The sequence below is a fragment of the Shimia fortis genome, from assembly GCF_040225985.1.
Lineage (GTDB): Bacteria > Pseudomonadota > Alphaproteobacteria > Rhodobacterales > Rhodobacteraceae > Shimia.
Genome location: NZ_JBBPEU010000005.1, coordinates 217,093 through 240,328, shown reverse-complemented (window position 1 = coordinate 240,328; position 23,236 = coordinate 217,093). Strand labels below are relative to the sequence as shown.

Here is a 23,236-nt window from a genome sequence, read left to right as displayed (position 1 = left end):
GCGTATTCAGAAAGGATTCATAGGAGGCAACACGCTGTCTGCAAAGGAAGCCTCCTGTGCCTTTTTCCTTGTCTTGCGTGCCGCGGCAAAAGCCTCACCCAAACGGCGCCAGTCAGGCTTGGCCACGCCTGTTTGCGAATACCGGCTTGCGCCCAGCGCCAACAGGCTGGCTTCGAGTTCCTGATCTTCCACACCGCCCGTCGGCGCAAGCTGCATGGACCAGACCGCCAATGCGTTTCGCGTGGACGAAAGATCGCGGCTTCCCATCGCCTGCCCGACAAGCCGCGCGGCATAGCGTTCACTTTCCAAAAAACGTTGCCTGCGACGCTGACGCCACGCCACAAGGCTGCCCCAAACATATCGCCGGATGACGAACAGCACGACGCAAGCCAAAAGCACCACACCGATGAGTGCGATCCACTGCTGGCGCGACAGGAGGGGCTCACGCGGGCGTGCGGGGGCGTCGACCTGATAGGTGCGCCCCTTGGCGGTGGCGATTTCAACTTTGCCCGTGTCCACGTTAAACCATTGCTGGTTGACCTCGGGCAACACGAGTTGGCCGCCATATTGCGCCACATAGGTGGCGCTGTCCGTCCTCGTTCCCGACAGTTTGCCACGGGATTCGGACTCTGTCACGCGGCCATCTTTGGGATAGACCTGAACGGCGTCACTCTCGACCGCGGGCATCAAGGGCGGGATGAAAAGAGGAGAGCTGCCTGTGATTTTTGCAGTGATCGTGCGCACAACGGCATCACCTTGCGAAAGCTTATCCTCGGGGCCCTCGAAAGACTGCTCCATCGTCAGGTTTTCCGCCACGATCAGAGGGTCCAGACCTTCGGCCCCGGCAGGCACTTCGGATGTAAACCTGACAGGCGGCAAGGCGACAGTTTTCGTCACGGGTTGAGATCCGTCAGGATCGGCATAGGACACTTCGATCTCTTGTGCAGGCAGGCTGAAATCTCCGGCGACCATCGGGTACATGCGATAGGCGCGTGTAACCCCGGACCAGGTTTCCGAATTCACGCGCTGGCTGGTCGGCCCTGACGCACGGGCTGGCAGGCGCGCAATCACGTTCGGCACCTCGAACGACGGAAACACGGGCGGCGACAACAACCACGTCGGGACAAGCACGGTCACCCGAACGATCACCGGCTGGCCCACGGACACGGTTTCGGGTGATGCCTCGACCGTCACGATTGGTGGCGTCTGGTCCTGCGCCGACACACACAGTGGCCAAAGGCATAAAAGGAGCACTAAATGCCGTATCATTCTGCCCCTCCTGTGGTTTCAAGCAGAAACCGCGACCGCAGGAAGTCCCTCATATCGGTATCGACTGCGCGCATCCATTGTTCGGTGCTTTGGAAGGCAGGTTGGTCCTCTTGCGAGAAATCCGTTTGCGTATCCGCCCCGCGCTCGGCCTCATTGTCGAAGACAACATCATCCGCACCGATGCCGCGGTCTTCACCCGTGTCCGAAGCCTCTCTTGCGGATTCGATATAATCGAGAATGTATCTGGTAACTTCCAGATTGTATTCTGCCGCCGGAAAATCCGGCTTTATTTCAAGCGCTTTTTCATAGGCGGCAATGGCCGGACGATATTCGCGGTTGCGGGTACGGGCCATGGCCTCACCAAAGGCGGCCTCGGCAGTATCCATGCGGGAATAGACATCGGCGGCCTCGGGGTATTGGCCCGATTTGAACAGGGCATATGCCCGCCACATCGGATCAAGAAAGAGGTCGGCCGCACGGGTATAGTCCTTGTTGCGGAAGGCCACCATTCCCTGCTGGTCGGGCGTCAGGAACCAATCCACCACATCCGCGCGGGCCGAGGTCGGCGCCATCAAATGCATAGCAATCAAGGCTGGAAACGCCCAGCGCATTGTCCAGCCTTTGCGGAACCACAACAACAGGATTAACAGCGCTGGCCAGGCAAACACCCAGCCCCGATCTTCCCAGTCCAGACGGTCATCGCCAAGAAGTGCGTTGCGATAGGCCGACTCGGCGGCCCGCTCAATGCGATCCAGATCGGTTTCGTCGCCGGTCACCCGGATAATTTGCTTGCCATCCATCTGTTCAAGAGCGCCGAGCGGCGTGTTCTCGGGCGCAACCAGCAGCACCAGAACAGGGGCCTGTCCATCATTTACCTGCACCGCAGAAAGGTCGGCGTTATCTAGTCCATCCAGAACCAACAGCACGGTTCCGGGCGTTTCCGATTTCGCCAGTTCGGACTGCGCCAGTTGCACCGCCGCAGTTGCATTGTTGCCATCCGACGGCATCACCTCGGGCGACAGCCCGTCCAGCATTGCCCGCAGAATGTTGGGATCTTCGGTCAGCGGGGCAACGCGATGCGCCGTTCCTGCATAGGCGATCAATGCTGTCCGCGCGCCGGACCTGCGTTCAACAAGGTCTCTAATTTTGAATTTCGCGCGATCCAACCTGTTGGGCGGCACGTCCGGGGACGCCATCGAACTGCTGACTTCAAGCGCAACGGCAAGGGCGGCCGTCTGGGCAAGAAACGGGTTCTCTACGCGGCTCCAGCTTGGACCGGCAGCGGCAAGCGACAACAGGATCATCGTCAGCGCCACCCCGTCAAAAGGTTGCAGCCGCGCCGCCGACACCCGACCCACTGTCAACGCGTCGGCGAGGTGTGGCGCGATTTTGTTGGTGGCGTCGCCCGCCCCACCACGCGGTTTGCGCACCTGCCACCAGAGTACGGCAATCACGGGGACCGCCAATAACCAGATCGGACGCAGGAAATGAAAGACCGCAAGAATTTCGAACGTCCGCTCGATCATGCCGCCGCCTTTCGGATTCCGATCTGCATCCAAACCGAGGTCAAAAGCGCCAACAGCAATGCACCTCCAAACATCAACCATCCCAACGGTTGTCTTGGCTGAAACGTGACGACTTCAGTCACACGCGGATTCAGGCGTTCAATCTCGGCATAAATCTGTTCGAGACCATCGCTGTCTTCCGCATAGTAAAAGGCCCCGCGCGCGCGCCGCGCCACATCTTCAAGCGCTTTCAGATCGACCCGATCATCCCCCGAGGCCGAAGGATCGCCCACGCCAATCGTGTAGATGGACACGCCGGACTGTGCCGCGATCTCGGCTGCGTTCACCGGGCTCATCATGCTGGAGGTATCGGCCCCGTCGGACAAAAGTATCAGCAACCGCTGTTCCACATCACTTCTCTCGAAGGTGCGGATTGCCAGTCCTATCGCATCCCCTATGGCGGTATCCGGTCCGGCCATCCCGACCTGCATCTCCTCAAGCATTTCGGTGGCACTCTGCAGGTCTTCCGTAAACGGCGTCTGCACATAGGCCTTGGTGCCGAATACGATCAAACCGATGCGATCTCCGTCACGCCTCTCGATGAAGTCGCTTACAACATCCTTGACCATCCGCAGGCGTTGCAGCGGGGCGCCATCCTCGGTGCGCATATCGCGCGCATCCATCGATCCGGAGATATCGACTGCCAGCATCATATCCCGCGCCGCCCGTTCCTGCGTGATTTGCTGCCCCAGCAGTTCAGGACGCGCCAATCCCAGCACCACAAGCCCCCAACACAGGATGGCCACCCATGATTGCACCTTGCGCCGCCGCAGAACAACGGCGCCTTCACGCGGGGTCAGACCCGTGGCTTCGGTGATTTCGCGAAAGAACGGAATACGGATTGCAGCACTCGTCGTGCGGTACGGGGGCGCAAACCGCCAGATCAGGTAGGGCAGAGGCAAAAGCAGCAGGGCATATGGAAACGCCAGAGACAGCATCAAGGTGCCCCCTCGACCCGATGGGTCTTGACCCAGAGACAGGCCAGCGCGTTGATCCCCGGCGCATCGGGGGAGGAGTCTTTTAGATACGGGGCAGCCAACATGCGCTGGCCGGCTTCGCCATCAAATCCCGTTGCCTTGGACGTCTGCGCAAGGAACACCAACCACGCCTCTCCGGAAAGCCCTGCAACCTCGGTTCGGGAATAGGCTGCAAGGGCCGTACGCCGCAGGATGGCTGCCACTTCGACCGGGTTGTCGCCTGCGTCTGCAAGCGCCGCCAGAGCCGCGCGCCGATAGGCATTGGCCCTATGTCGTTCCCGCAAGCGCAACCACCCCCACAGCACAATGGCAAGGACCGCGAGCAGCAGAAACAGCCATCCTTGGGTCTGAGGCCACATCGAAATCGCAGCTGGCTCGGGGACCGGCTCAAGCATGTCCAGCAGGTCCACAAGGGATTTTCCGGCAAAGTCCTCTTCTGTCATCCACGCCCCCTTGCGCCAAAGAGGCTGAGCATTTGCGGCAGAGTTTCCTCGGCCGATGTCAGTGGTAGCACCGGCACGCCGTATTTGCGGCTCCAATCCAGCACGCGCCCGATCCGCCGGTCAAACAGATCTTCAAGCCGCATCCGCACTTCGTCTTGTGCCGTGTCCAGATCGACCTGCAAACGCCCGTCGGACGCCACCAGCCGGAAATGGTCAGGCAGATCCCGCCCAGTCGGATCCGTGATGGGAAACACCAGAACGTCATTGTGCAAGGCAAGGCGCCGGATCATCTTTTCGCTGGCGTCATCAACTCCATGAAAATCACTGAAGATCAGGATCATCATGCCGGTCTTGGCGATACGAACCGTCGTTTCAAGCTGTTGGTTAAGCGAATGAGGTTTAGCCACCTCAAGGCCCGGTTCGAGCAAAGCATTTGCATCCGCAAGGACCGAAAGAAATCTGTTCAAGGCCAAACCACCGGACCGAGGCGGCAATTCGGCGACATGCGTGTCGCCAAACACGATCCCGCCGACCCGATCCCCCTGCATCCGCAAACGCCACGCGGCAAGGGCGGCAGCCTCGGCGGCGGTGACGGATTTCATATTGTGGACGGTGCCGAAAAACATGCTCATCCGCTGGTCTACCAGCAATAGGGCTGGCCGGTCGCGTTCCTCGGTATAGACGCGCACATAGGGTTCGCCTGTACGCGCCGTCACCTTCCAGTCAATCGTGCGAATATCGTCGCCGTGCTGGTAGTTCCGCAGCTCTTCAAAATTCAAGCCCCGCCCGCGCAGACGCGACGCGTGCCGTCCGTTCAGCGCCGAACGTGCGGGCTGTTTCGGCAAAAAACTGATCGCTCGGGCATGACGTTCAAACTGTCGCAAATGCACCAAATCCACCCTGATCCGGGGATCAGCCGTCTGGTTATGAGACCGCTTCGCCACGGCGCGACTCAGGGTAAGGCGACAAGCGCAAGGATCTTGTCGACCACCTGTGCAGACGACACGCCATCGCCCTGAGCTTCATAGCTGAGCGCAATCCGGTGCCGCAGCACATCCGTTGCGACGGCGCGCACGTCCTCCGGATCGACATAATCGCGCGCATTCAGCCACGCATGAGCACGGCTTGCCTTATCGAGCCCGAGCGATGCGCGAGGTGACGCGCCAATCTCGATCCAGCGCGCCAGATCGTCATCAAGGGCTTCGGGCGTCCGTGTGGCCTGAACGATGTCCGCGATATAGCGGTCTATCGCATCGGCCACGTGAAGCTGCCCGATTTCTGCACGCGCCTCGAACACTGCTTTTTGCGGGATCACGGGCGGTTTCTCGGCACCCCCGTTTGTTGCGGCACTCGCGGCTCGCTCTTCAACACGAACAAGGCGGATCACTTCGACTTCGTCCTCGACAGGCGGATACTCAATGACGACCTTCATCAGGAACCGGTCCATCTGCGCCTCCGGCAAGGGATATGTGCCTTCCTGTTCAATTGGGTTCTGCGTCGCCATGACGATGAAGAGCGGAGGCATCCTGTGCGTCGTCCCCGCCACCGTCACCTGACGTTCTTCCATCGCCTCAAGTAGGGCGGCCTGCACTTTGGCGGGCGCGCGGTTGATTTCATCCGCCAACACGATGTTGGCAAAGATCGGACCCGGCTCGAACCGGAATTCCGCCGTTCCGCCGGCTTGATGATACACCTCGGTGCCCGTCACATCCGAGGGCAGCAGATCGGGCGTGAACTGGATCCGGCTGAAATCGGCCTCAAGGTTCTTCGACATCGCTTTAACCGCCCGTGTTTTGGCGAGACCGGGCAACCCTTCAAGCAACAGGTTGCCATTCGCCAACAGCCCGATAACCAGACGCTCGACCACATGGTTCTGTCCGATGATGGAGTCGCCCATTCGCGCCATCAACGTGGTGATCTGTTCATGAGCGTTCATATCGTTCTCCCGCTCGTTTGCCATTTAGCGCGCGTTTGACGCAAAGACCGTCCGCCAGTCCTGCGCCATGTCCACGATAATCCAACCGCGCTCGGGGCCTTCGTCTTGTCCGCGATTGAGAACACCGATATGTCCTTCGCGGTCATAAGCGAATTCACGCTCGGCATCCGTATGGTGGACCAGCAGACCAAGCCGCGCGCCCTCACCTGCCGTGGTGAATTCAAGCATCTCGAAATCCCCATCCGAGTTGCCGCCCGCAAGGATCGGACGTCGCCCAATATGGTGCATGATCCCGACCGGCTTGCCTGCCTTATCGTCAACAAAGAACAGGTCGGCACCCTTGATGATCTGCGGCACGCCATCCACCACCTCATAGCTGGACACGATCGACGATCCGATCACTTGTTCGGGCGGAATGCCATAGGCCTCTTCTGCAAAGACACGGATAAAATCGATCCCGCCGCCCGAGACGATATAGGTGGCAAACCCTTCATCCCGCAGATAGCGCAGCAATTCCAGCATGGGTTGATAGATCATGTCGTCATAGCGCATGCCTGTCGTCGGATGACGGGCGTCGTCAAGCCACGCCGCGACCTCTGCCTGAAACTGGTCCAGCGACATGTCGGCATGCGAGGCACGCAAGACCTCGATCAACCCGGCCTCACCGGTTTCAAGCAATGCCTTGTAGTCTTTGGCTGCCGCCGCTTTCAACGCATCGGATATCAGGATCGACGGATCCGCCGCGCCCATCTTGGCAACCTGATCCACCGCATAAATCAGTTGGAAATAGACAGGTTGTTCGGCCCAGAGCGTACCATCATTATCAAAAGTGGCGACCCGCGCGGCAGGTGTCACATAGTCGGCGCTTTCGGGGTTTGTCACCGTTTCGACAAAGGAGATAATACGGGATTTCGCATCGGTGTCATTCCATGACGGCAACGGATCGGCAAATACCGGCGCCCCGACAAGGGCAAGAGCGAAGAACAGCGGTTTCATGACAACTAATCCAAAAATTACTATGGTGAGAGATAAGGCGGGCAAGATCAGTCTCGCCCGCCTTCCTAGTTCTGTCAATTCAACTTCAAGCGAAGCTTACGGCGCGCCCGGAGGTGCGGTCAGCTTCTCCATGACCTGATCGAGACTGAAGCTCGCCGCTTTCTGGCGCGGCGGGTATTCTTTGAAGGTCTCAAGGAACTGCGCAACATAGGCCTGCGCCGGAACCAGCATGTAGACCCGGTCAATCATCCAGTCGTAATAGGTGTTGGATGTCCGGTATCCGCGCTCATAGGGATCACGCCGCAGGTTGGCGATGATCGGCACGCGCAGCGGAGTCAGTGGCTCCATCCATGCGCGCAGCGTTGCCCATTCCTTTTGCTCAAGGAAGGTCAGCTTCCAATCGCCAAACCGCAGCGCCGCAAGGTCGCCATCATCCGTGAAATAGAAGATTTCGCGGCGTTCGCTCTTGTCGGTTTCCCCGGTCAGCATCGGCAGGATGTTGTAGCCATCCAGATGCACGCGGTAGTCACGCCCGCCGCCCACTTCGGCCACGGTGATCCCGTCCAGAAGGTCTGTCTTGACGGTGTCATTGCCAGCAGCGGCAAGGAAGGTCGGCAGCCAGTCCATGTGGTGCACGATCTCGTTGGACACGGTGTCCGCGGCAATCTTGCCGGGCCAGCGCACCATCGCCGGAACGCGCCATGCGCCTTCCCACTGGGTGTTCTTTTCGCCCCAGAACGGAGTCATCCCCGCATCCGGCCAGGTGTTCATATGCGGGCCGTTGTCAGTCGAGTAAAACACGATGGTGTCATCGGCGATGCCGAGCTCGTCGAGCAGGGCAAGGAACTCACCGATATGCATGTCATGTTCGATCATGCCCGCGGTGTATTCATCCACCTGCTTGCCGACGATTTCATTGGCCTTAGCCCATTTGTCTTCGGCAACATGGGTGCGGAAATGCATCCGTGTGCCCGACCACCAGACAAACCAAGGTTTGCCCTGTTCCTCATTTCGGCGGATAAAGTCGATGGCCGCAGCGACGGTTTCGTCATCCACGGTTTCCATGCGCTTCTTGGTCAGTGGGCCGGTATCTTCAATCGCACCGTCGGCCGACGACTTGATCACACCACGCGGTCCAAACCGTTCGCGGAAGGTCGAGCCATCAGGCAGAACCGCGTCATTGGGATAGTCGATGTTCTCGGGCTCTTCCTCGGCGTTGAGGTGATAGAGGTTGCCGAAGAACTCGTCAAAACCGTGGTTCGTCGGCAGGTGTTCATCCCGGTCGCCAAGGTGGTTCTTGCCGAACTGACCAGTGGCATAGCCTTGCGCCTTGAGCAGGCCCGCGATGGTCGGATCTTCGACCTGCATCCCTTCCTTGGCACCGGGCAGACCCACTTTGGACAGGCCGGTGCGGAACACGGACTGACCCGTGATAAAGGATGAGCGGCCCGCCGTGCAGGATTGTTCGCCGTAGTAATCGGTGAACATCATACCTTCCTCGGCAATGCGGTCGATATTTGGTGTCTGATATCCCATCAAACCGCGTGTATAGGCGGAAATGTTAGACTGCCCCACATCATCGCCCCAGATCACGAGGATGTTGGGTTTCTCTGTATCGGCAAAGGCCGGAAGCGACATCATGACGCCCGCGATCAGCGCACTGGTCAACGCGCCAAGCCTGAGCCCTGCCCTATTGTAGAAATAGGTCAAATCGTATTCTCCTCTCTGTTGTAGCTTGGATTTAAGTCGTAAGTGGTGGTGTGGTTGTTCACAAAATCAATCTGCACCAATCTCGCGCATGTGTCATCAATATGCGCGAGTAACTGGTCTCGCGCTTGCCATTTTGTGCCATATTGATGAAGATTGTCCTGTGTCAAAAACAGTTTTACCAATGACGAATGCCCGGGGCATGGGCCCCCTGCCCAAGCTTGTCGAACAGCTGGGCGGTAACAATCCGCTGGGTCGGGTATTTCAGAACGCCGGATTGCCGATGGCGCTGATCGAACATCGCGACCAGCAAATTCCTATGGCTCAAATGGTGGAGCTGTTTTCCGTGGCAAGCCGTGAATTGGGGGACCCCCTGTTCGGTCTGCGCGTGGGTCAGGCGATGGATCCCGGTGATTTTGGCATGTGGACGCAATACGCGACCCAGGCGCCGACATTACGTGAGGCGATCCTGCGCCTTGGGCGAACTCGCAGCGTACACCAGAACATGGGCGAAATGCACCTTGTAACACAGGGGCCGGTGTCCGTTTGGGTCTACTCGCACGCAATCATGCAAAGGACTCATGGCCGCGCCCATGCAGACCATATCCTGCCCGTCATGCTCAAGATCGCGCGCATTTACCTCGGCGACGACTGGATGCCCGAATGGGTTCAAATGTTCTATTCCCAGAGAAACGAGGCACTGCAAAGCAGCTTGGGATGCCTTTGCCTACCATCGGGGCCGGGTATCTCTCTGGCCATCCCCAACGCCCTGCTAGACAGACGGCATGAGAAAACGGCGGTCCGTCCGTTGACCTCATCCGACGTCTTTGCCGAGGCAGACGCGAAAGAAAAACACGCTGGCCTCGTCTGCTTTGAAGGCGTGGCAAGTATGCGCTTGCTGGACGGGCTAACCGATATCGACGGGATGGCCGAAACCATTGGCTGTAGCAGGCGCACGTTACAACGCGCTCTCGAGCGCGAAGGCATGACCTACCGCCAGCTTCTCGATCGGGTGCGTCAGAAGAAGGCCAACAGCCTTTTGCTGGAAACAGACCTGACCATCACCGAGATCGCGTTGCAGTCCGGCTATAGTGATCCGGCACATTTTTCACGTGCCTTCAAACGCTGGAACGGGTTGACGCCGCAACACTTCAGATCGACCGCGGCCTAATCTGCGCAAAGTTGATCTGGCGGCATAACGGTTTGGGTTGGCAAACACTCAGGAACAGCTAACGTAGCACAACCATTGGCAGCCGGATATCCCATGATTGCGCAAACGCTTGTTCGTACCTCACTTGCACTCTTGTTAGCGGTGGTCGCATTTTCCGTTGAGGCAGACCCGACCTATGTCGGCAGCGAGGCCTGTGCAGATTGCCATATAGGCGAGACCGAGGCTTGGAAAGGCTCTCACCACGATCTGGCTTGGACGCCCCCTTCGCCTGAGACGATCGTGGCCGACTTTGCCAACACCGAGTTTACGCTGGATGGCATCACGTCGCGCTTCACACAGGAAGGGGACACCTACTTTATCGAGACTGACGGACCGGACGGGAAAATTACTAAGTTTCCCGTCGAAGCCGTCATCGGGATCACGCCTTTGCAGCAATATGCGCTTGAAACGGAACCGGGGCGGTTGCAAAGCTTCGATGTGACTTGGGATGTTCATGAAAAGGAATGGTTTCATCTTTACCCAAACCTCAACCTGACGGCGGCGGATGGCCTGCACTGGACGGGCTCTTACAAGACCTGGAACAGCCGCTGTGCGGAATGTCATGCTACGGACTATCAGCGAAATTTCGACGCCGAGGCACGACGCTACAACAGCACCTTTTCGGAAATCGGCGTGGGCTGTGAGGCCTGTCACGGCCCTGGCTCGGCCCATGTTGACTGGGCCGATAACAAACCGGTCAGAAACCAGGCCGGGCTAGGGACTAACGGGTTGTTGGTGGATTATGCCTCCGGGGACGGTGAAACCCAGATCCAGCAATGCGCCAGTTGTCATTCCCGACGCGAACCTCTTCTGGGCGGGACACCCGTGCCGGGAACGCCCTTTCACGATGCCTATCGCCTGCTGCCTCTGCGAGAAGGGTTGTATCATCCTGACGGACAAATCCTGGACGAGGTGTATGTTTACGGATCCTTCTTGCAATCCAAGATGTACCAGAAAGGCGTGGTCTGTTCCGATTGCCATGACGTGCACTCTGGTAACCGGATCGCCGACGACAATGCCGTCTGCACGCAATGCCACAACGAAGGCGGCAATGACCGCTTTCCCAGCCTGCCCCTTGAAGAGTACGACACAGTTGAACACCACTTCCACGAACCCGACACCGAAGGCGCGCAGTGCAAGAGCTGTCATATGATCGAACGGGTCTACATGGGGGTCGATGGCCGTCGCGACCATTCGTTCCGCGTGCCGCGCCCTGACCTGAGCATCGAAACCGGGTCACCGAATGCCTGTAATGACTGCCATTCTGATCGCAGCCCGAACTGGGCGGCGCGACAAGTGAAGGCTTGGTTCCCGCAATCCACCTATCGCGGGCCGCATTTTTCACAGACATTTCACGCCGCGCGGCAGGGCGATGCCACACAGGTGAGGGATCTGATCGACCTCGCAACTTATAATGCGCTTCCGGGCATTGTGCGGGCTACTGCGCTTGACCTGCTGCTGCCGTTTGAATCCAAACAGGTTGCCGATCGCACGGCCGGGTTGTTGAAAGACCCAGATGCCTTCGTGCGGGCCAATGCCATCGCCCTGCAACGGGGCGCCGGACCTGTCGACATGGTGTCGCGGGTGCTGCCCATGACCGAAGATCCTGTGCGCTCGGTGCGCATTGCCGCCGCACGAGAGCTTCTCGCGGCACCGATCGCACATCTTCCGGACAGGCAGTCCAAAAGCTTGCAAGCCGCGAATGGCGAATGGCAAAACAGCCTAGTCACGAAATTCGACTTCCCTGAAACACAGTTGGTGATGGCAGGTATCGGATTGCGCACACGCAACTTCGAAGGCGCGCTTGCTTCGTTCAAAGAGGCCGTCGAGATGGACCCGCAGATGGTTCAGGCTTGGGTCATGATCGCGCGTATCGAAGCCGCGATGAACCGCACGGAAAACGCCAAGGATACACTGTCTCGGGCGCTTGAGGCCAATCCCGGCCAGCAAGAGTTGCTGTTTCTCCTCCGGCAACTGCCCTAAGGAACCAACCGCCCCCGAAAGAAGTGCTTCGAAAATAACGTGCTCAGATTCGCCTCAAGGGGCGCTCTTATCCACATGGCGATTCGCTATTCGTTTCGTATTAAGAAACAATGCGCCAAGTGTTGCGCGATTGTTCCCGTCTCATGGGCTTACAGGCTAGAGTGCCTGTGCCAAAACGGACACGCTGCGCGATGGCGTGAATGTGGTGAAATTGGTTCCAAACAGGAAACACCTACCCAAAGCATGGTTTCCAAAAGGCGAAAAATCCCGCCGATTCGAGCAAATTACCCACGATTCGCGGCCCAACGATGCCCAATCCTTGCCACAATTCGGCCATATTCATGAAACAATCGCCACAGTCCCGACACAAGGATTCCGCCTAAAACACAGGAGATGCCGAACCGTTTTCGGTATATTTTTACCAAAAATCGAATGTTTGGGTTTCGTTAACGACCCGCTTGCCCCATATTTAAACCACGTCCGACTGGGGGGCGTTATGTGGCTAGGGGCGGCCAACCGATAACTTATGAGCATCTTGCAAGATGCGACCGGCGTATTGCGTGTGCCGGAACCCAGAAGGCATGTTCAGCCGCTGGATTTCCACGCAGCGGGTGGATCGTAGTCGAGCAAAGAGTGAGAAATGGGAAGAGGTTGACATGTCTGATCCTAAAGGACCCGGCGTCGTAGACGGTACTGAAAACGACGATCTGATTGACGCCACCTACACGGACGCTGACGGCGACTCCGTCACCAGCGGCGACGATATTGTCGTCGGCGGCTCTGGCTCTGACACGATTGATGCGCTGGAAGGCAATGACACGATCATCGGTGACGGGAATTGCGACACCGTTGTGGAAAGACACGTAATTGACTTCAACGACCTTGCGGCAGGTACGCTGGTCGAAGACCAGTACCCTGGTGTTCAAATATTCTCGTTCGACGGCAACACCCCTACAATGATCTTCGATACGTCAAACCCGACGGGCGATGACGATGATCTGGCCACCGACAACCTTGGTGGCGTGCTGATCATGTCCGAGGACGGCGACAGTTCGGATCCTGACGACAACGCCGATGGTGGCTCGATCGGCTTCCGTTTCGACGAACCCGTTTCCATCGAAAGCCTGACCTTCCTCGATATAGAGGAAGGGGCAACCGTGCGCTTCTTCGATGATGCCGGCGAATTGATTGGCGAAGTCGCGATTGATCCGACCGATGACAACGGTCAACTGGTTTATGAATTTGACGAAGTGTATCGTGTTTCCAAGATGATCGTTGATCTGCCCGGGTCCGGTGCGATTGATGATCTGACCTACGCCACACTGACCGAAGGCGACCCGATTATCGGCGGCGATGATGATATCACCGGCGGCGATGGCCAGGATGTGATCTATGGCAACGATGGCGACGACACGATCGACTCCTCCTCTGGTGAGTTTGCTGGCGCCCCCGATCTTGGCTTCCCCTCTTACATGGGTCTGCCCGAGATCGAAGTTGATGATGATCCGGACAACGACCGCGATTATGTCGAGGGCGGCGCCGGCAATGATGTGATTTTCACCGGTGATGACAGCGATACGATCGACGGCGGGACCGGCAACGATGACATCAACGCCGGTCTGGATGCCGATATTGTGGCCGGTGGCGAAGGTGACGACACGATCATTGGCGGTGAAGGGTCTGACACGGTCGACGGGGGCGAAGGCAACGATCTGATCTATGGTGGCCTTGGCGACGGCTTCCCCGACACGCTGAACATCCCTGACGATGGTTCGGTCGGCGATCCCGACCCAGTGACCGACAATGGCCGCGACCTTCTGATCGGCGGCGCTGGCGACGACACCATCTTCGGCCAAGACGATGACGACACCATTGAAGGTGGCGACGGCGAAGACGTGATTGATGCCGGCATTGATGACGACGTTGTTTCAGGGGGCGCTGGGATTGACATAATCTCAGGCGGCCAGGGCGACGACTTGGTGCAGGGCAACGAAGACACTGACCTTGTTCTTGGCGGCGAAGGCGACGACTCTGTCACCGGCGGCGAAGGCAGCGACATCGTCGCGGGCGGAGAAGGTGACGACTATGTCACCGGCGATGAAGGCGTCGACCTCGTCTTTGGTGGTGCGGGCGAGGACACGCTGATCGGTGGCTCCGACAGCGACCTGATTGTCGGCGGCGCCGATGGCGACCTTGTCTACGGGGACGGTGTTGCAAACGATGGCAACACCGCCGATGGCGCAGCGGACCTCATCGTTGGCGGGGCTGGCGCAGATACCGTCTATGGCGGCACCGGCGCAGATGTTATTGATGGTGGCGAAGGCGCCGACGAACTGTCTGGCGGTGCAGACCGCGACGTATTCGTCGAGGTCGGTGTAGGCGATCACATCGACGGCGGTGAACTTGGCGATGATTTCGACACGCTCGTCATCAGCGGCAACGCACTGATCGAATACGACCCGCTCGATCCCGAGGCCGGCACGATCACTTACTATGATCTGACGACACTCGCGCCGATTGGGACGGCCACTTTCGAGAATATCGAAAATGTCATTTACGTCGAGGATTTGCCAAACCCGGAGGACTTCCTCGCAGCCGCTCCTTCCGCAGCCAGCAGCACGAGCACGACGGTCACGGCAACCTCTGGCGATACCGGATACCCGCCCGACTATACCACCAGCACACCGGGCCAAGTGGATGGCACCGATGGGCCAGATCTGATTGTCCCTGGATACAGCGACGCCGGTGGTGAAACCGTCGATGCGCTGGCGAGTGGCGTGCCTGGAGCCACGACGAACGACGATACTATTGTTGCCTATGGCGGCGACGATACCGTTGATGCCGGCCTCGGCGATGACGAGGTGCTGGGCGGCGACGGCGCCGACGAACTCTTCGGCAATGATGGCGATGACATCATGCGCGGCGATGACGGAGACGACACCGTTTCTGGCGGTGCGGGCTTTGACCAGTTGTCGGGCGATGCTGGCGATGACTCGATCATCGGCGGCGAGGGTGATGACATCCTCGAAGGTGGCGACGGAAACGACACACTAGAAGGTGGCGAAGGTAACGACGGCCTTTACGGCGGTGCAGGCGACGACTCGCTCGACGGCGGCCCCGGAAATGACCTGTTGGCTGGTGGTGCCGGCAACGACACCATCAACCTCGGCTTTGATACGGTAGGCGGCAACCTCGCGGCAGGTGGCGACGACGAAGACACCTTCCTCGGAGGTGGACCCGGCTCGCTGGTCTTCGGTGGGGAAGGCGGCGTTGACAACGATACGCTTGATCTGCGCGGAACCGGTGTGCCCGGTGGCAGCTTTACCATCACCTACAACCCGGCAGACCCGACCTTTGATCCGGCCACCGGTCGCAGCGAAAGCGGTATCGTTACCTACTTCGATGCAGGTGGCACCGAGATCGGCACCATGGCGTTCTCGGAAATCGAAAACGTGATCTGCTTCACGCCGGGCACTGCGATCCTGACCCCTGCGGGCGAAGTTCCGGTGCAGGATTTGAAAGTGGGCGACAAGGTCGTCACCCGGGACAACGGTCTGCAAACCATTCGCTGGATCGGCAAAAAACGTTTGTCGGGCCGCAGCCTGATTGACCGTCCGAACCTGCGTCCGGTTATGATCCGTGCCGGCGCGCTTGGGCCGGACCTGCCTGAACGGGATATGATGGTGTCACCAAACCACCGCATGTTGCTGGTCGGCGCGCAGCCCCAGCTGATGTTCGAGGAACGCGAAGTTCTTGCGGCGGCCAAACACCTGACCCACTTCAACGGGGTGCATCAGGTCGAAACCGGTGGTGTCGAGTATGTCCACTTCCTCTGTGACAATCACGAGGTCGTGTTGGCCAACGGCGCATGGAGCGAGAGCTTCCAGCCGGGCGAGTATTCGATGGGTGGCATCGGCCTTGAGCAGCAACAGGAAATTTACGAAATCTTCCCCGAACTGCGGTCTCAGAAAGGCCTGGAAAACTACAGCGCCGCACGCTTGACGCTCAAGCGTCACGAGGCGGAGTTGCTGGGCTAGTTCCGGTAACATATTGAAACAAAAGGCGGTCTTCGGGCCGCCTTTTTCTTTTCCCGCACCCTGAAACAAGCGTATTGACTCGACTCACAAACTTTACTTAACATGACAACTATAAGGGAGAGAGGCACATGCCACATTTTCAGATCGACTACTCCGGCAACCTTGAAAAGGTGGTGGATATGGGCGGCCTGTGCGAACACATCCGCAATGTGGCCGCCGGTATCGACACTTTCCCCATGGCCGGCATCCGCGTGCGCGCGGTGCGTGTCGATCACTATGCGATTGCCGACGGGAACCCCAAACACGGGTTCATAGACATCTCGGTCCGACTTCGCGGCGGGCGTCCTGACGATGTGAAACGGGACGCCACCCGCCTTATCTTCGAAGCGGCGCAATCCTATCTTTCCGCGGCGATGCAAACCCATTCCATCGCGCTTTCTCTTGAGATGCGCGACATCGACCCCGCCCTATCCCCGAAAATCGGCACCATCCGAGACCACCTGGAGAGCTGACATGAGCGCGCTTGCACAGAATATCGAAAAACTAAACGGCTATCTCGACCGCTTCAGGGACTCAGGAATCCCGAACCGGATCAACGGCGTAGACGCTGCCGGATCGGGTGGCGCGTTCCAGACAACGTCGCCTGTCGACAAATCCGTGATTTGCAACGTCGCCCATGGCACCGCTGCCGATGTTGATGCCGCCGCACAAGCCGCCTCTGATGCCTTTCCGGCCTGGCGCGACATGCCCGCGCTCGAGCGCAAAAAAATCCTGATCAACGTGGCCGAAGCTATCGAAGCCCGCGCCGAAGAAATCGCCCTTTGCGAATGTTGGGACACCGGCCAGACCCTGCGCTTTATGTCCAAGGCAGCCCTGCGCGGCGCCGAAAACTTTCGCTATTTCGCGGATCAGGTGGTGCAGGCACGCGACGGCCAGCATCTGAAATCCCCAACGTTGATGAATGTCACGACCCGTGTCCCGATCGGCCCGGTGGGCGTGATCACCCCTTGGAATACGCCGTTCATGCTGTCCACGTGGAAAATCGCACCCGCCCTCGCAGCCGGCTGCACCGTGGTGCACAAACCGGCCGAGGCTTCTCCTTTGACCGCCCGGTTGTTGGTCGAAATCGCGGAAGAGGCCGGCCTGCCCCCCGGTGTTCTCAATACCGTCAACGGGTTCGGCGAAGACGCGGGCAAGGCGCTGTGCGAACATCCGAAACTCAAAGCCATCGCCTTTGTCGGAGAAAGCCGGACCGGCAGCCTGATCGTGAAACAGGGGGCTGACACGCACAAACGGAACCACCTCGAACTGGGCGGCAAAAACCCCGTGATCGTCTTTGACGATGCCGATCTGGACCGGGCATTGGATGCCGTGATCTTCATGATCTATTCTATCAATGGCGAACGCTGCACCTCGTCTTCGCGACTGCTGATTCACGATACGATCAAAGAAGAATTCGAGGCCAAGCTGATTGAACGGGTCAACAACATCAAAGTGGGCCACCCGCTTGACCCGGCCACCGAAATTGGCCCGCTTGTCACGGAAGAGCATTTCAACAAGGTCACTTCATACTTCGAAATTGCCAAGACCGATGGCGCAACCGTTGCCGCTGGGGGCGAGAAAATCGGGGATGAGGGGTATTTCGTGCGCCCCACCCTATTCACGAACGCGACCAATGACATGCGTATCGCGCAGGAAGAAATCTTCGGACCGGTCCTGACCTCCATCCCGTTCTCGCACGAAGATGAAGCCCTGCAGATGGCCAACGACACCGACTATGGTCTGACCGGATATCTCTGGACAAACGATCTGACCCGCGCCCTGCGTTTCACCGAGCGGCTAGAGGCCGGCATGATCTGGGTGAACTCGGAAAACGTCCGCCACCTGCCCACGCCTTTTGGTGGGGTCAAGGCCTCGGGCATAGGACGCGATGGCGGCGACTGGTCCTTCGAGTTTTACATGGAACAAAAACATATCGGCTTTGCCACCGGCCAACACAAAATCATGCGCCTTGGCGCCTGACTCATCCAGAGGGAGGAGACCCCATGGGAGAAATCGTACTCGCGGCCAAATGCACCCACGTGCCCACCATGCTCATGTCCGAACAAGACGGACCGGTGAAAGGCAAGCGGCAAGCCGCCATCGACGGTCACTATGAAATTGCCCGCCGCGCCAAGGCGCTTGGGGCGGACACGGTCATCATCTGTGACACACATTGGGTGATCAACGCGGGGTTCCACATCAACGCAAATGACCGTTTTGAAGGGTTGTTCACCTCGAACGAGTTTCCGCAGTTCATTCGGGACATGCCCTATGCCTATGAAGGCAACCCCGCCCTCGGCGACGCCATTGCCAAAATTTCCTCGGACAAGGGCGTGTACACGCTGGCCCATCACCTCGACAGTCTGGAGCTGGAATATGGCTCGCTTGTGCCGATGCGCTTTATGAGCCGGGAACACGAGATGAAAGTCATCTCGATTGCCGCGTGGTGCACTGTGCACGACCACGATGAAAGCCGCGTGATCGGCGAAGCCATCCGTGAAGCGGTCGAGGCCAGTGACAGCAAGGTGCTGCTGGTCGCCTCGGGCTCGCTCTCGCACAAGATCTGGTCGAACAAGGAGTACGCACCTAACAACGGCACTTTCACGATCAGTTCGGAGTTCAACCGGCAGATAGACCTGCACGTGCTCGAGATGTGGAAGAACGGCGATCATGCCACCTTCCTGAAGATGCTGGGCGACTATGCCAACTTCTGCTGCGGCGAAGGGTCGATGCATGACACGGCCATGCTCTATGGTGCGCTGGGGTGGGACACCTATGACGCCAAATGCGAGGTTGTCACAGAATACTTCCCGTCATCCGGCACTGGCCAGAGCAACGTGATCTTCCCTGTCCAATAAGCTTCTCAGGAGGCCCCCATGCCTGTTCCCACTCCGAACCTTTATCCCGACTTCAATATCGTCCGTCTGAGCCACGTGGAATACCGCGTCAAAGACCTTGCCAAATCCCGTGCGTTTTACGTCGACATGCTGGGATTGCAGGTCACCTACGAAGACAATGAACGCATCTACCTGCGCGCCATGGAAGAACGCGGCCACCACTGCATCGTTCTGGTACAGGCCGACACGTCGGACGTGGGCGTTCTGGGGTTCAAACTCTACGACGAACCCGACCTCGAAAAGGCCGCCGACTGGTTTGCCGCTAAAGGTTTGCCCGTAGATTGGGTTGAACGTTCTCATATGGGCCGCACCCTTCGGACCCGCGACCCATGGGGCATTCCGCTGGAATTCTATGTCAAAATGGACCGCCTCGCGCCGATCCACCAGCAATACAAGCTGTACAACGGCGTGAAACCCCTGCGCATTGACCATTTCAACATGTTCTCGGCCGATGTGGACGCCAGCGTTGCCTTCTACAACGAAATGGGATTCCGCACGACCGAATACACCGAGGATGCAGAAACCGGCAAAGTCTGGGCAGCCTGGATGCACCGAAAGGGCGGTGTGCATGACGTGGCTTTCACCAATGGGCTCGGGCCACGCCTGCACCACACCGCATTCTGGGTGCCAACACCGCTCAACATCATAGATTTGCTCGACCTGATGTCCACCACGGGCTGGGTCGGCAATATCGAACGTGGACCGGGGCGCCACGGCATTTCCAACGCTTTCTTCCTCTATGTTCTGGACCCGGACGGACACAGGATCGAGATCTACTGTTCGGACTACCAAACGGTTGATCCGGATCTGGAACCGATCAAGTGGGATCTGAAAGACCCGCAGCGCCAGACGCTCTGGGGTGCCCCTGCGCCACGGTCCTGGTTTGAACACGGGTCCGTGTTTGAAGGGGCGGAACCCAAAGAGGCGGCGCTCAAGGCGCAGCCGATCATTGCACCGTAAGGTTGGTGGTGTGAGTATTTCTGGCAAGATGAACTAGGGGGGCGCATGAAACTTGCAACCGTGAACGCCGATGGAAAGGTGCTATACGGCGCCATTGTGGACGGTGGCTTTGTGGCCCTGTCGCCCGAGTTTCCCAAGTGGAAAAGCCTGTACGAGGCGATCGCCGCCGGGGGTATGGAGGCGCTGCTTTCAGCCGCCGATGGGCGCGCCGTGACGCACACAGAGTTTGACTATGAAATGGTCATGCCGGATGCGTGCCGGATCCTCTGCGTCGGGGTAAACTTCCCCGACCGTAATGCCGAATACAAGGACGGCAGTGCCCAGCCAAAATACATGTCTCTGTTTCCACGCTTTGCCAGCGGCTTCACGGGGCATGGCCGCAATCTGGTGCGGCCGCCCGAAAATCACACGCTGGATTACGAGGGCGAAGTTGCGATTGTGATCGGCAAAGCCGGACGCCGGATCAAAGCGGAAAATGCCTACAACCACATTTGTGCGCTCACCCTGTGTAACGAAGGTACAATTCGTGACTGGGTGCGCCATGCCAAGTTCAACGTCACCCAAGGCAAGAACTGGGACAAGTCCGGTGCCATTGGCCCATGGCTGGTTCCGTTCACTGACGCCGCACAACTGGACGATGCACGGATCATTACGCGGGTGAATGGTGAGGTGCGGCAGGACGATACGCTGAACCGTATGATGTTCCCGATCCGCGAGGAAATCGCCTATATCTCGACCTTCATGACCCTGCAGCCCGGCGATATCATCGTGACAGGCACCCCCACCGGCGCAGGAGCGCGATTTGATCCCCCGCGCTACCTTAAGCCCGGCGACGTGGTCGAGATCAAGGTCGAAGGCATTGGCACATTGCGAAACGGCGTGGAGGACGAAAAATGACCCCCGACCAACACGCCAAGGCCGCCGCCGCCTTGTTGCGAGCCGAGAAATCCGGTCAACAAATCGGGCTCTTGTCCCGGCAACACCCCGATATGGACATGGACGATGCCTACGCCATCCAATCGGCGCTGGCCGCGCAGAAACAGGCCGATGGGCGCAGGGTTATTGGCTGGAAGATCGGCCTGACCTCGAAGGCCATGCAATATGCGCTGAACATCGACATTCCCGACAGCGGCGTGCTGTTTGACGACATGGTGTTTGAAAACGGGGGCTACGTGCCAGCGGGCCGGTTCATCCAGCCCAGGATTGAGGCCGAAATTGCCTTTGTCATGAAGGCCCCCCTGTCCGGCAAAACTGTCACGCGCGAAGAGGTCATCGCAGCCACTGATTATGTGGCCCCCAGCCTTGAAATCCTAGACACGCGTATCCTGCGGGCCGATCCCGAAACCGGACAGACGCGCAATGTCTATGACACCATCAGCGACAACGCCGCCAATGCCGGGATTGTTCTGGGGTCGGAGACACATTGCATTGACGCCCATGACCTGCGCTGGGTCGGCGCGATCACCAGCCGGAATGGCGAGGTCGAAGAAACCGGCCTTGGCGCGGGGGTTCTGAACGACCCGGTGGAAAGCGTGGTCTGGCTGGCACGCCGGATTCAGACCTATGGACAACAGATCGAGGCTGGACAAGTTATCCTCTCGGGGTCTTTCATTCGCCCTGTCGAATGCCCGCCGGGCACGCATATCCACGCCGATTTCGGGTCGTTTGGCTCGGTCGATTGCCATTTCGCATGAAGGAGCCAGAATGCCCGCCCCCAAAAATACGTTCAAAGCCGCCCTTGCCCAAGGCACACCACAGATCGGCCTTTGGGTCGTCACCGCTGAACCCTCTCTGACCGAGATGATCGGCACGGCCGGATTTGACTGGCTGGTACTGGATGGGGAACACGCCCCAAATGACATCCGCAGCCTCAAGGACGCCATGACCGCGCTGAATGGGTCGGGCAGCCATCCTGTGGTCCGTATACCGATTGGCGAGACATGGATGGTCAAACAGGTGCTGGACGCGGGGGCCCAAACGGTCCTGGTGCCGATGGTCGACACGGCCGAACAGGCCCGCGAGATGGCCGCTGCCATGCTGTATCCGCCGCTTGGCGTGCGCGGCATGGGGGCGTCGGGTGCGCGCGCTTCGCGGTTTGGAGAGATCGCGGACTATGTCGCCACGGCAAATGACGAAGTCTGTCTGCTCGTTCAGGCCGAAAGCCGAACCGCTCTGGAAAACCTTGACGAAATCCTAGCCGTTGACGGCGTGCACGGTGTCTTTATCGGTCCGGCCGACCTGTCCGCCGACATGGGCTATCCCGGCAACGCAGGCGCCCCCGAGGTGCAAGAGGCCATTGAAGATGCCATCCGCAGGATCGTTGTCTCGGGCAAGGCGGCAGGCATCCTCACCCAGACGCTGGAAGGTGCAAAGACCTATCTCGCCCTTGGGGCTACCTTCGTCGCGGTCGGCATCGACATGGTGATCTATGCCAAAGCAACTCGCCAGCTTTGCCGCGAAACAAAGGCGCTGCTGTGAGGCTGGACAAGACCCCGCCACAAGGCCGATAAAGGCGCCATGGCAGGACAGACCGACACTATCATCAACGCCATTCTGGGCGATATCGAATCTGGCGTTCTGAACCCCGGCGATGGGATCGACGAAACCGCACTGGCCACCCGATTGAGGGTCTCGCGCACCCCCCTACGCGAAGCCATGATCCAACTCGAAACCGCGGGCCTCATCACCCGTCAGCCGCGCAAAGGCGCCGTGGTCTTCAAGCCCACGCTGGAAGAGTTTCTTGCCATCCTAGAAGTCCATGCCAAGCTGGAAGGCCAGGCCGCCGGCCTCGCCGCCCGCCGCCTGTCCGCCGATCACGCGAAACGTTTGGAAGACATCGTGCGGGCCTGCGAAAAACACGCGTCGGACAAGGGCGACAGCGATCCAGACGCCTATTATCAGCTCAACATGCGCTTTCACGAGATTATCGCGATTGCCGCCGGAAACCCGTTCTTGCTGGAAATGATCAAGACAAATGCCCGCAAGCTGATGGCGTATTACCGCGCGCGATATCAGTATGTAGGGGCCATTGCAGATTCCGCAAAGGAGCACCGCGAAATCGCCACGCTGATTACCAGCCGCGATGCCGAGGCTGCCGAAAAGCGCATGGTCCGCCACGTGCAATTCGATCAGGTCACGGCGATGGATTTGCTGGCCGTGCTGAGCTGAACTGAGCAACTTTCCAGATAGGTTTGTCCCGGTAAACTCTTTAAAG

19 protein-coding genes are annotated in these 23,236 nt (G+C 58.8%); 11 read left to right on the top strand and 8 right to left on the bottom strand.

Going from position 1 to position 23,236, the window contains the following annotated elements; translation table 11 throughout:
• Positions 1-6 precede the first annotated feature (6 nt).
• The 8 genes from WNE31_RS10445 to WNE31_RS10410 all read right to left on the bottom strand — a co-directional run bounded on the left by WNE31_RS10445 (position 7) and on the right by WNE31_RS10410 (position 8,827).
• Entirely contained in the window at positions 7-1,269 is a 1,263-nt protein-coding gene (locus tag WNE31_RS10445) for a hypothetical protein (RefSeq protein ID WP_349979699.1), read from the bottom strand.
• Complete coding sequence (locus tag WNE31_RS10440; RefSeq protein WP_349979698.1) at positions 1,266-2,795, bottom strand: VWA domain-containing protein; 1,530 nt, start codon at positions 2,793-2,795, stop codon at positions 1,266-1,268. Before WNE31_RS10440 ends, WNE31_RS10445 begins: the two co-directional genes overlap by 4 nt.
• A complete protein-coding gene (locus tag WNE31_RS10435) occupies positions 2,792-3,772 on the bottom strand; it encodes a VWA domain-containing protein (protein ID WP_349979725.1) in 981 nt (326 codons plus the stop codon). Before WNE31_RS10435 ends, WNE31_RS10440 begins: the two co-directional genes overlap by 4 nt.
• Complete coding sequence (locus WNE31_RS10430) at positions 3,772-4,254, bottom strand: DUF4381 domain-containing protein (protein WP_349979697.1); 483 nt, start codon at positions 4,252-4,254, stop codon at positions 3,772-3,774. The genes WNE31_RS10435 and WNE31_RS10430 overlap by 1 nt, the downstream gene beginning before the upstream one ends.
• On the bottom strand, positions 4,251-5,198 hold the full coding sequence (locus WNE31_RS10425; RefSeq protein WP_349979696.1) for a DUF58 domain-containing protein: 948 nt from the start codon (positions 5,196-5,198) through the stop codon (positions 4,251-4,253). The genes WNE31_RS10430 and WNE31_RS10425 overlap by 4 nt, the downstream gene beginning before the upstream one ends.
• A gap of 8 nt (positions 5,199-5,206) precedes the next feature.
• Complete coding sequence (locus WNE31_RS10420) at positions 5,207-6,190, bottom strand: AAA family ATPase (RefSeq protein ID WP_349979695.1); 984 nt, start codon at positions 6,188-6,190, stop codon at positions 5,207-5,209.
• A gap of 24 nt (positions 6,191-6,214) precedes the next feature.
• Positions 6,215-7,186 (bottom strand): HAD family hydrolase, encoded by a 972-nt coding sequence (locus WNE31_RS10415; RefSeq protein WP_349979694.1) that lies wholly within the window; start codon positions 7,184-7,186, stop codon positions 6,215-6,217.
• Between the two features lie 96 nt (positions 7,187-7,282).
• The gene (locus WNE31_RS10410; protein ID WP_349979724.1) at positions 7,283-8,827 is read right to left on the bottom strand and encodes an arylsulfatase; all 1,545 of its coding nucleotides are present in this window, start codon (positions 8,825-8,827) and stop codon (positions 7,283-7,285) included.
• Between the two features lie 250 nt (positions 8,828-9,077).
• Between WNE31_RS10410 and WNE31_RS10405 the strand changes: the two genes are divergently transcribed.
• From WNE31_RS10405 to WNE31_RS10355, 11 genes are all read left to right on the top strand, one after another.
• A complete protein-coding gene (locus WNE31_RS10405; RefSeq protein ID WP_349979693.1) occupies positions 9,078-10,064 on the top strand; it encodes a helix-turn-helix transcriptional regulator in 987 nt (328 codons plus the stop codon).
• A 93-nt stretch (positions 10,065-10,157) separates the two neighbouring features.
• Complete coding sequence (locus WNE31_RS10400; protein ID WP_349979692.1) at positions 10,158-12,086, top strand: multiheme c-type cytochrome; 1,929 nt, start codon at positions 10,158-10,160, stop codon at positions 12,084-12,086.
• Between the two features lie 656 nt (positions 12,087-12,742).
• Complete coding sequence (locus tag WNE31_RS10395) at positions 12,743-16,123, top strand: Hint domain-containing protein (RefSeq protein WP_349979691.1); 3,381 nt, start codon at positions 12,743-12,745, stop codon at positions 16,121-16,123.
• 128 nt (positions 16,124-16,251) lie between these two features.
• A complete protein-coding gene (locus WNE31_RS10390; protein WP_349979690.1) occupies positions 16,252-16,635 on the top strand; it encodes a 5-carboxymethyl-2-hydroxymuconate isomerase in 384 nt (127 codons plus the stop codon).
• Position 16,636: 1 nt separating this feature from the next.
• On the top strand, positions 16,637-18,145 hold the full coding sequence (gene hpaE, locus WNE31_RS10385; RefSeq protein ID WP_349979689.1) for a 5-carboxymethyl-2-hydroxymuconate semialdehyde dehydrogenase: 1,509 nt from the start codon (positions 16,637-16,639) through the stop codon (positions 18,143-18,145).
• Positions 18,146-18,168: 23 nt separating this feature from the next.
• The gene (gene hpaD / locus WNE31_RS10380) at positions 18,169-19,023 is read left to right on the top strand and encodes a 3,4-dihydroxyphenylacetate 2,3-dioxygenase (RefSeq protein WP_349979688.1); all 855 of its coding nucleotides are present in this window, start codon (positions 18,169-18,171) and stop codon (positions 19,021-19,023) included.
• An 18-nt stretch (positions 19,024-19,041) separates the two neighbouring features.
• Complete coding sequence (hpaD, locus tag WNE31_RS10375; RefSeq protein WP_349979687.1) at positions 19,042-20,022, top strand: 3,4-dihydroxyphenylacetate 2,3-dioxygenase; 981 nt, start codon at positions 19,042-19,044, stop codon at positions 20,020-20,022.
• Between the two features lie 45 nt (positions 20,023-20,067).
• Positions 20,068-20,919: a fumarylacetoacetate hydrolase family protein gene (locus WNE31_RS10370; protein ID WP_349979686.1), complete on the top strand. Its 852-nt coding sequence runs from the start codon at positions 20,068-20,070 to the stop codon at positions 20,917-20,919.
• Complete coding sequence (gene hpaH, locus WNE31_RS10365) at positions 20,916-21,716, top strand: 2-oxo-hept-4-ene-1,7-dioate hydratase (protein WP_349979685.1); 801 nt, start codon at positions 20,916-20,918, stop codon at positions 21,714-21,716. The genes WNE31_RS10370 and hpaH overlap by 4 nt, the downstream gene beginning before the upstream one ends.
• Positions 21,717-21,726: 10 nt before the next feature.
• Positions 21,727-22,500, top strand: a complete 774-nt coding sequence (locus WNE31_RS10360; RefSeq protein ID WP_349979684.1) for an HpcH/HpaI aldolase family protein — start codon at positions 21,727-21,729, stop codon at positions 22,498-22,500.
• 39 nt (positions 22,501-22,539) lie between these two features.
• Positions 22,540-23,190: a GntR family transcriptional regulator gene (locus WNE31_RS10355; protein ID WP_349979683.1), complete on the top strand. Its 651-nt coding sequence runs from the start codon at positions 22,540-22,542 to the stop codon at positions 23,188-23,190.
• Positions 23,191-23,236 lie beyond the last annotated feature (46 nt).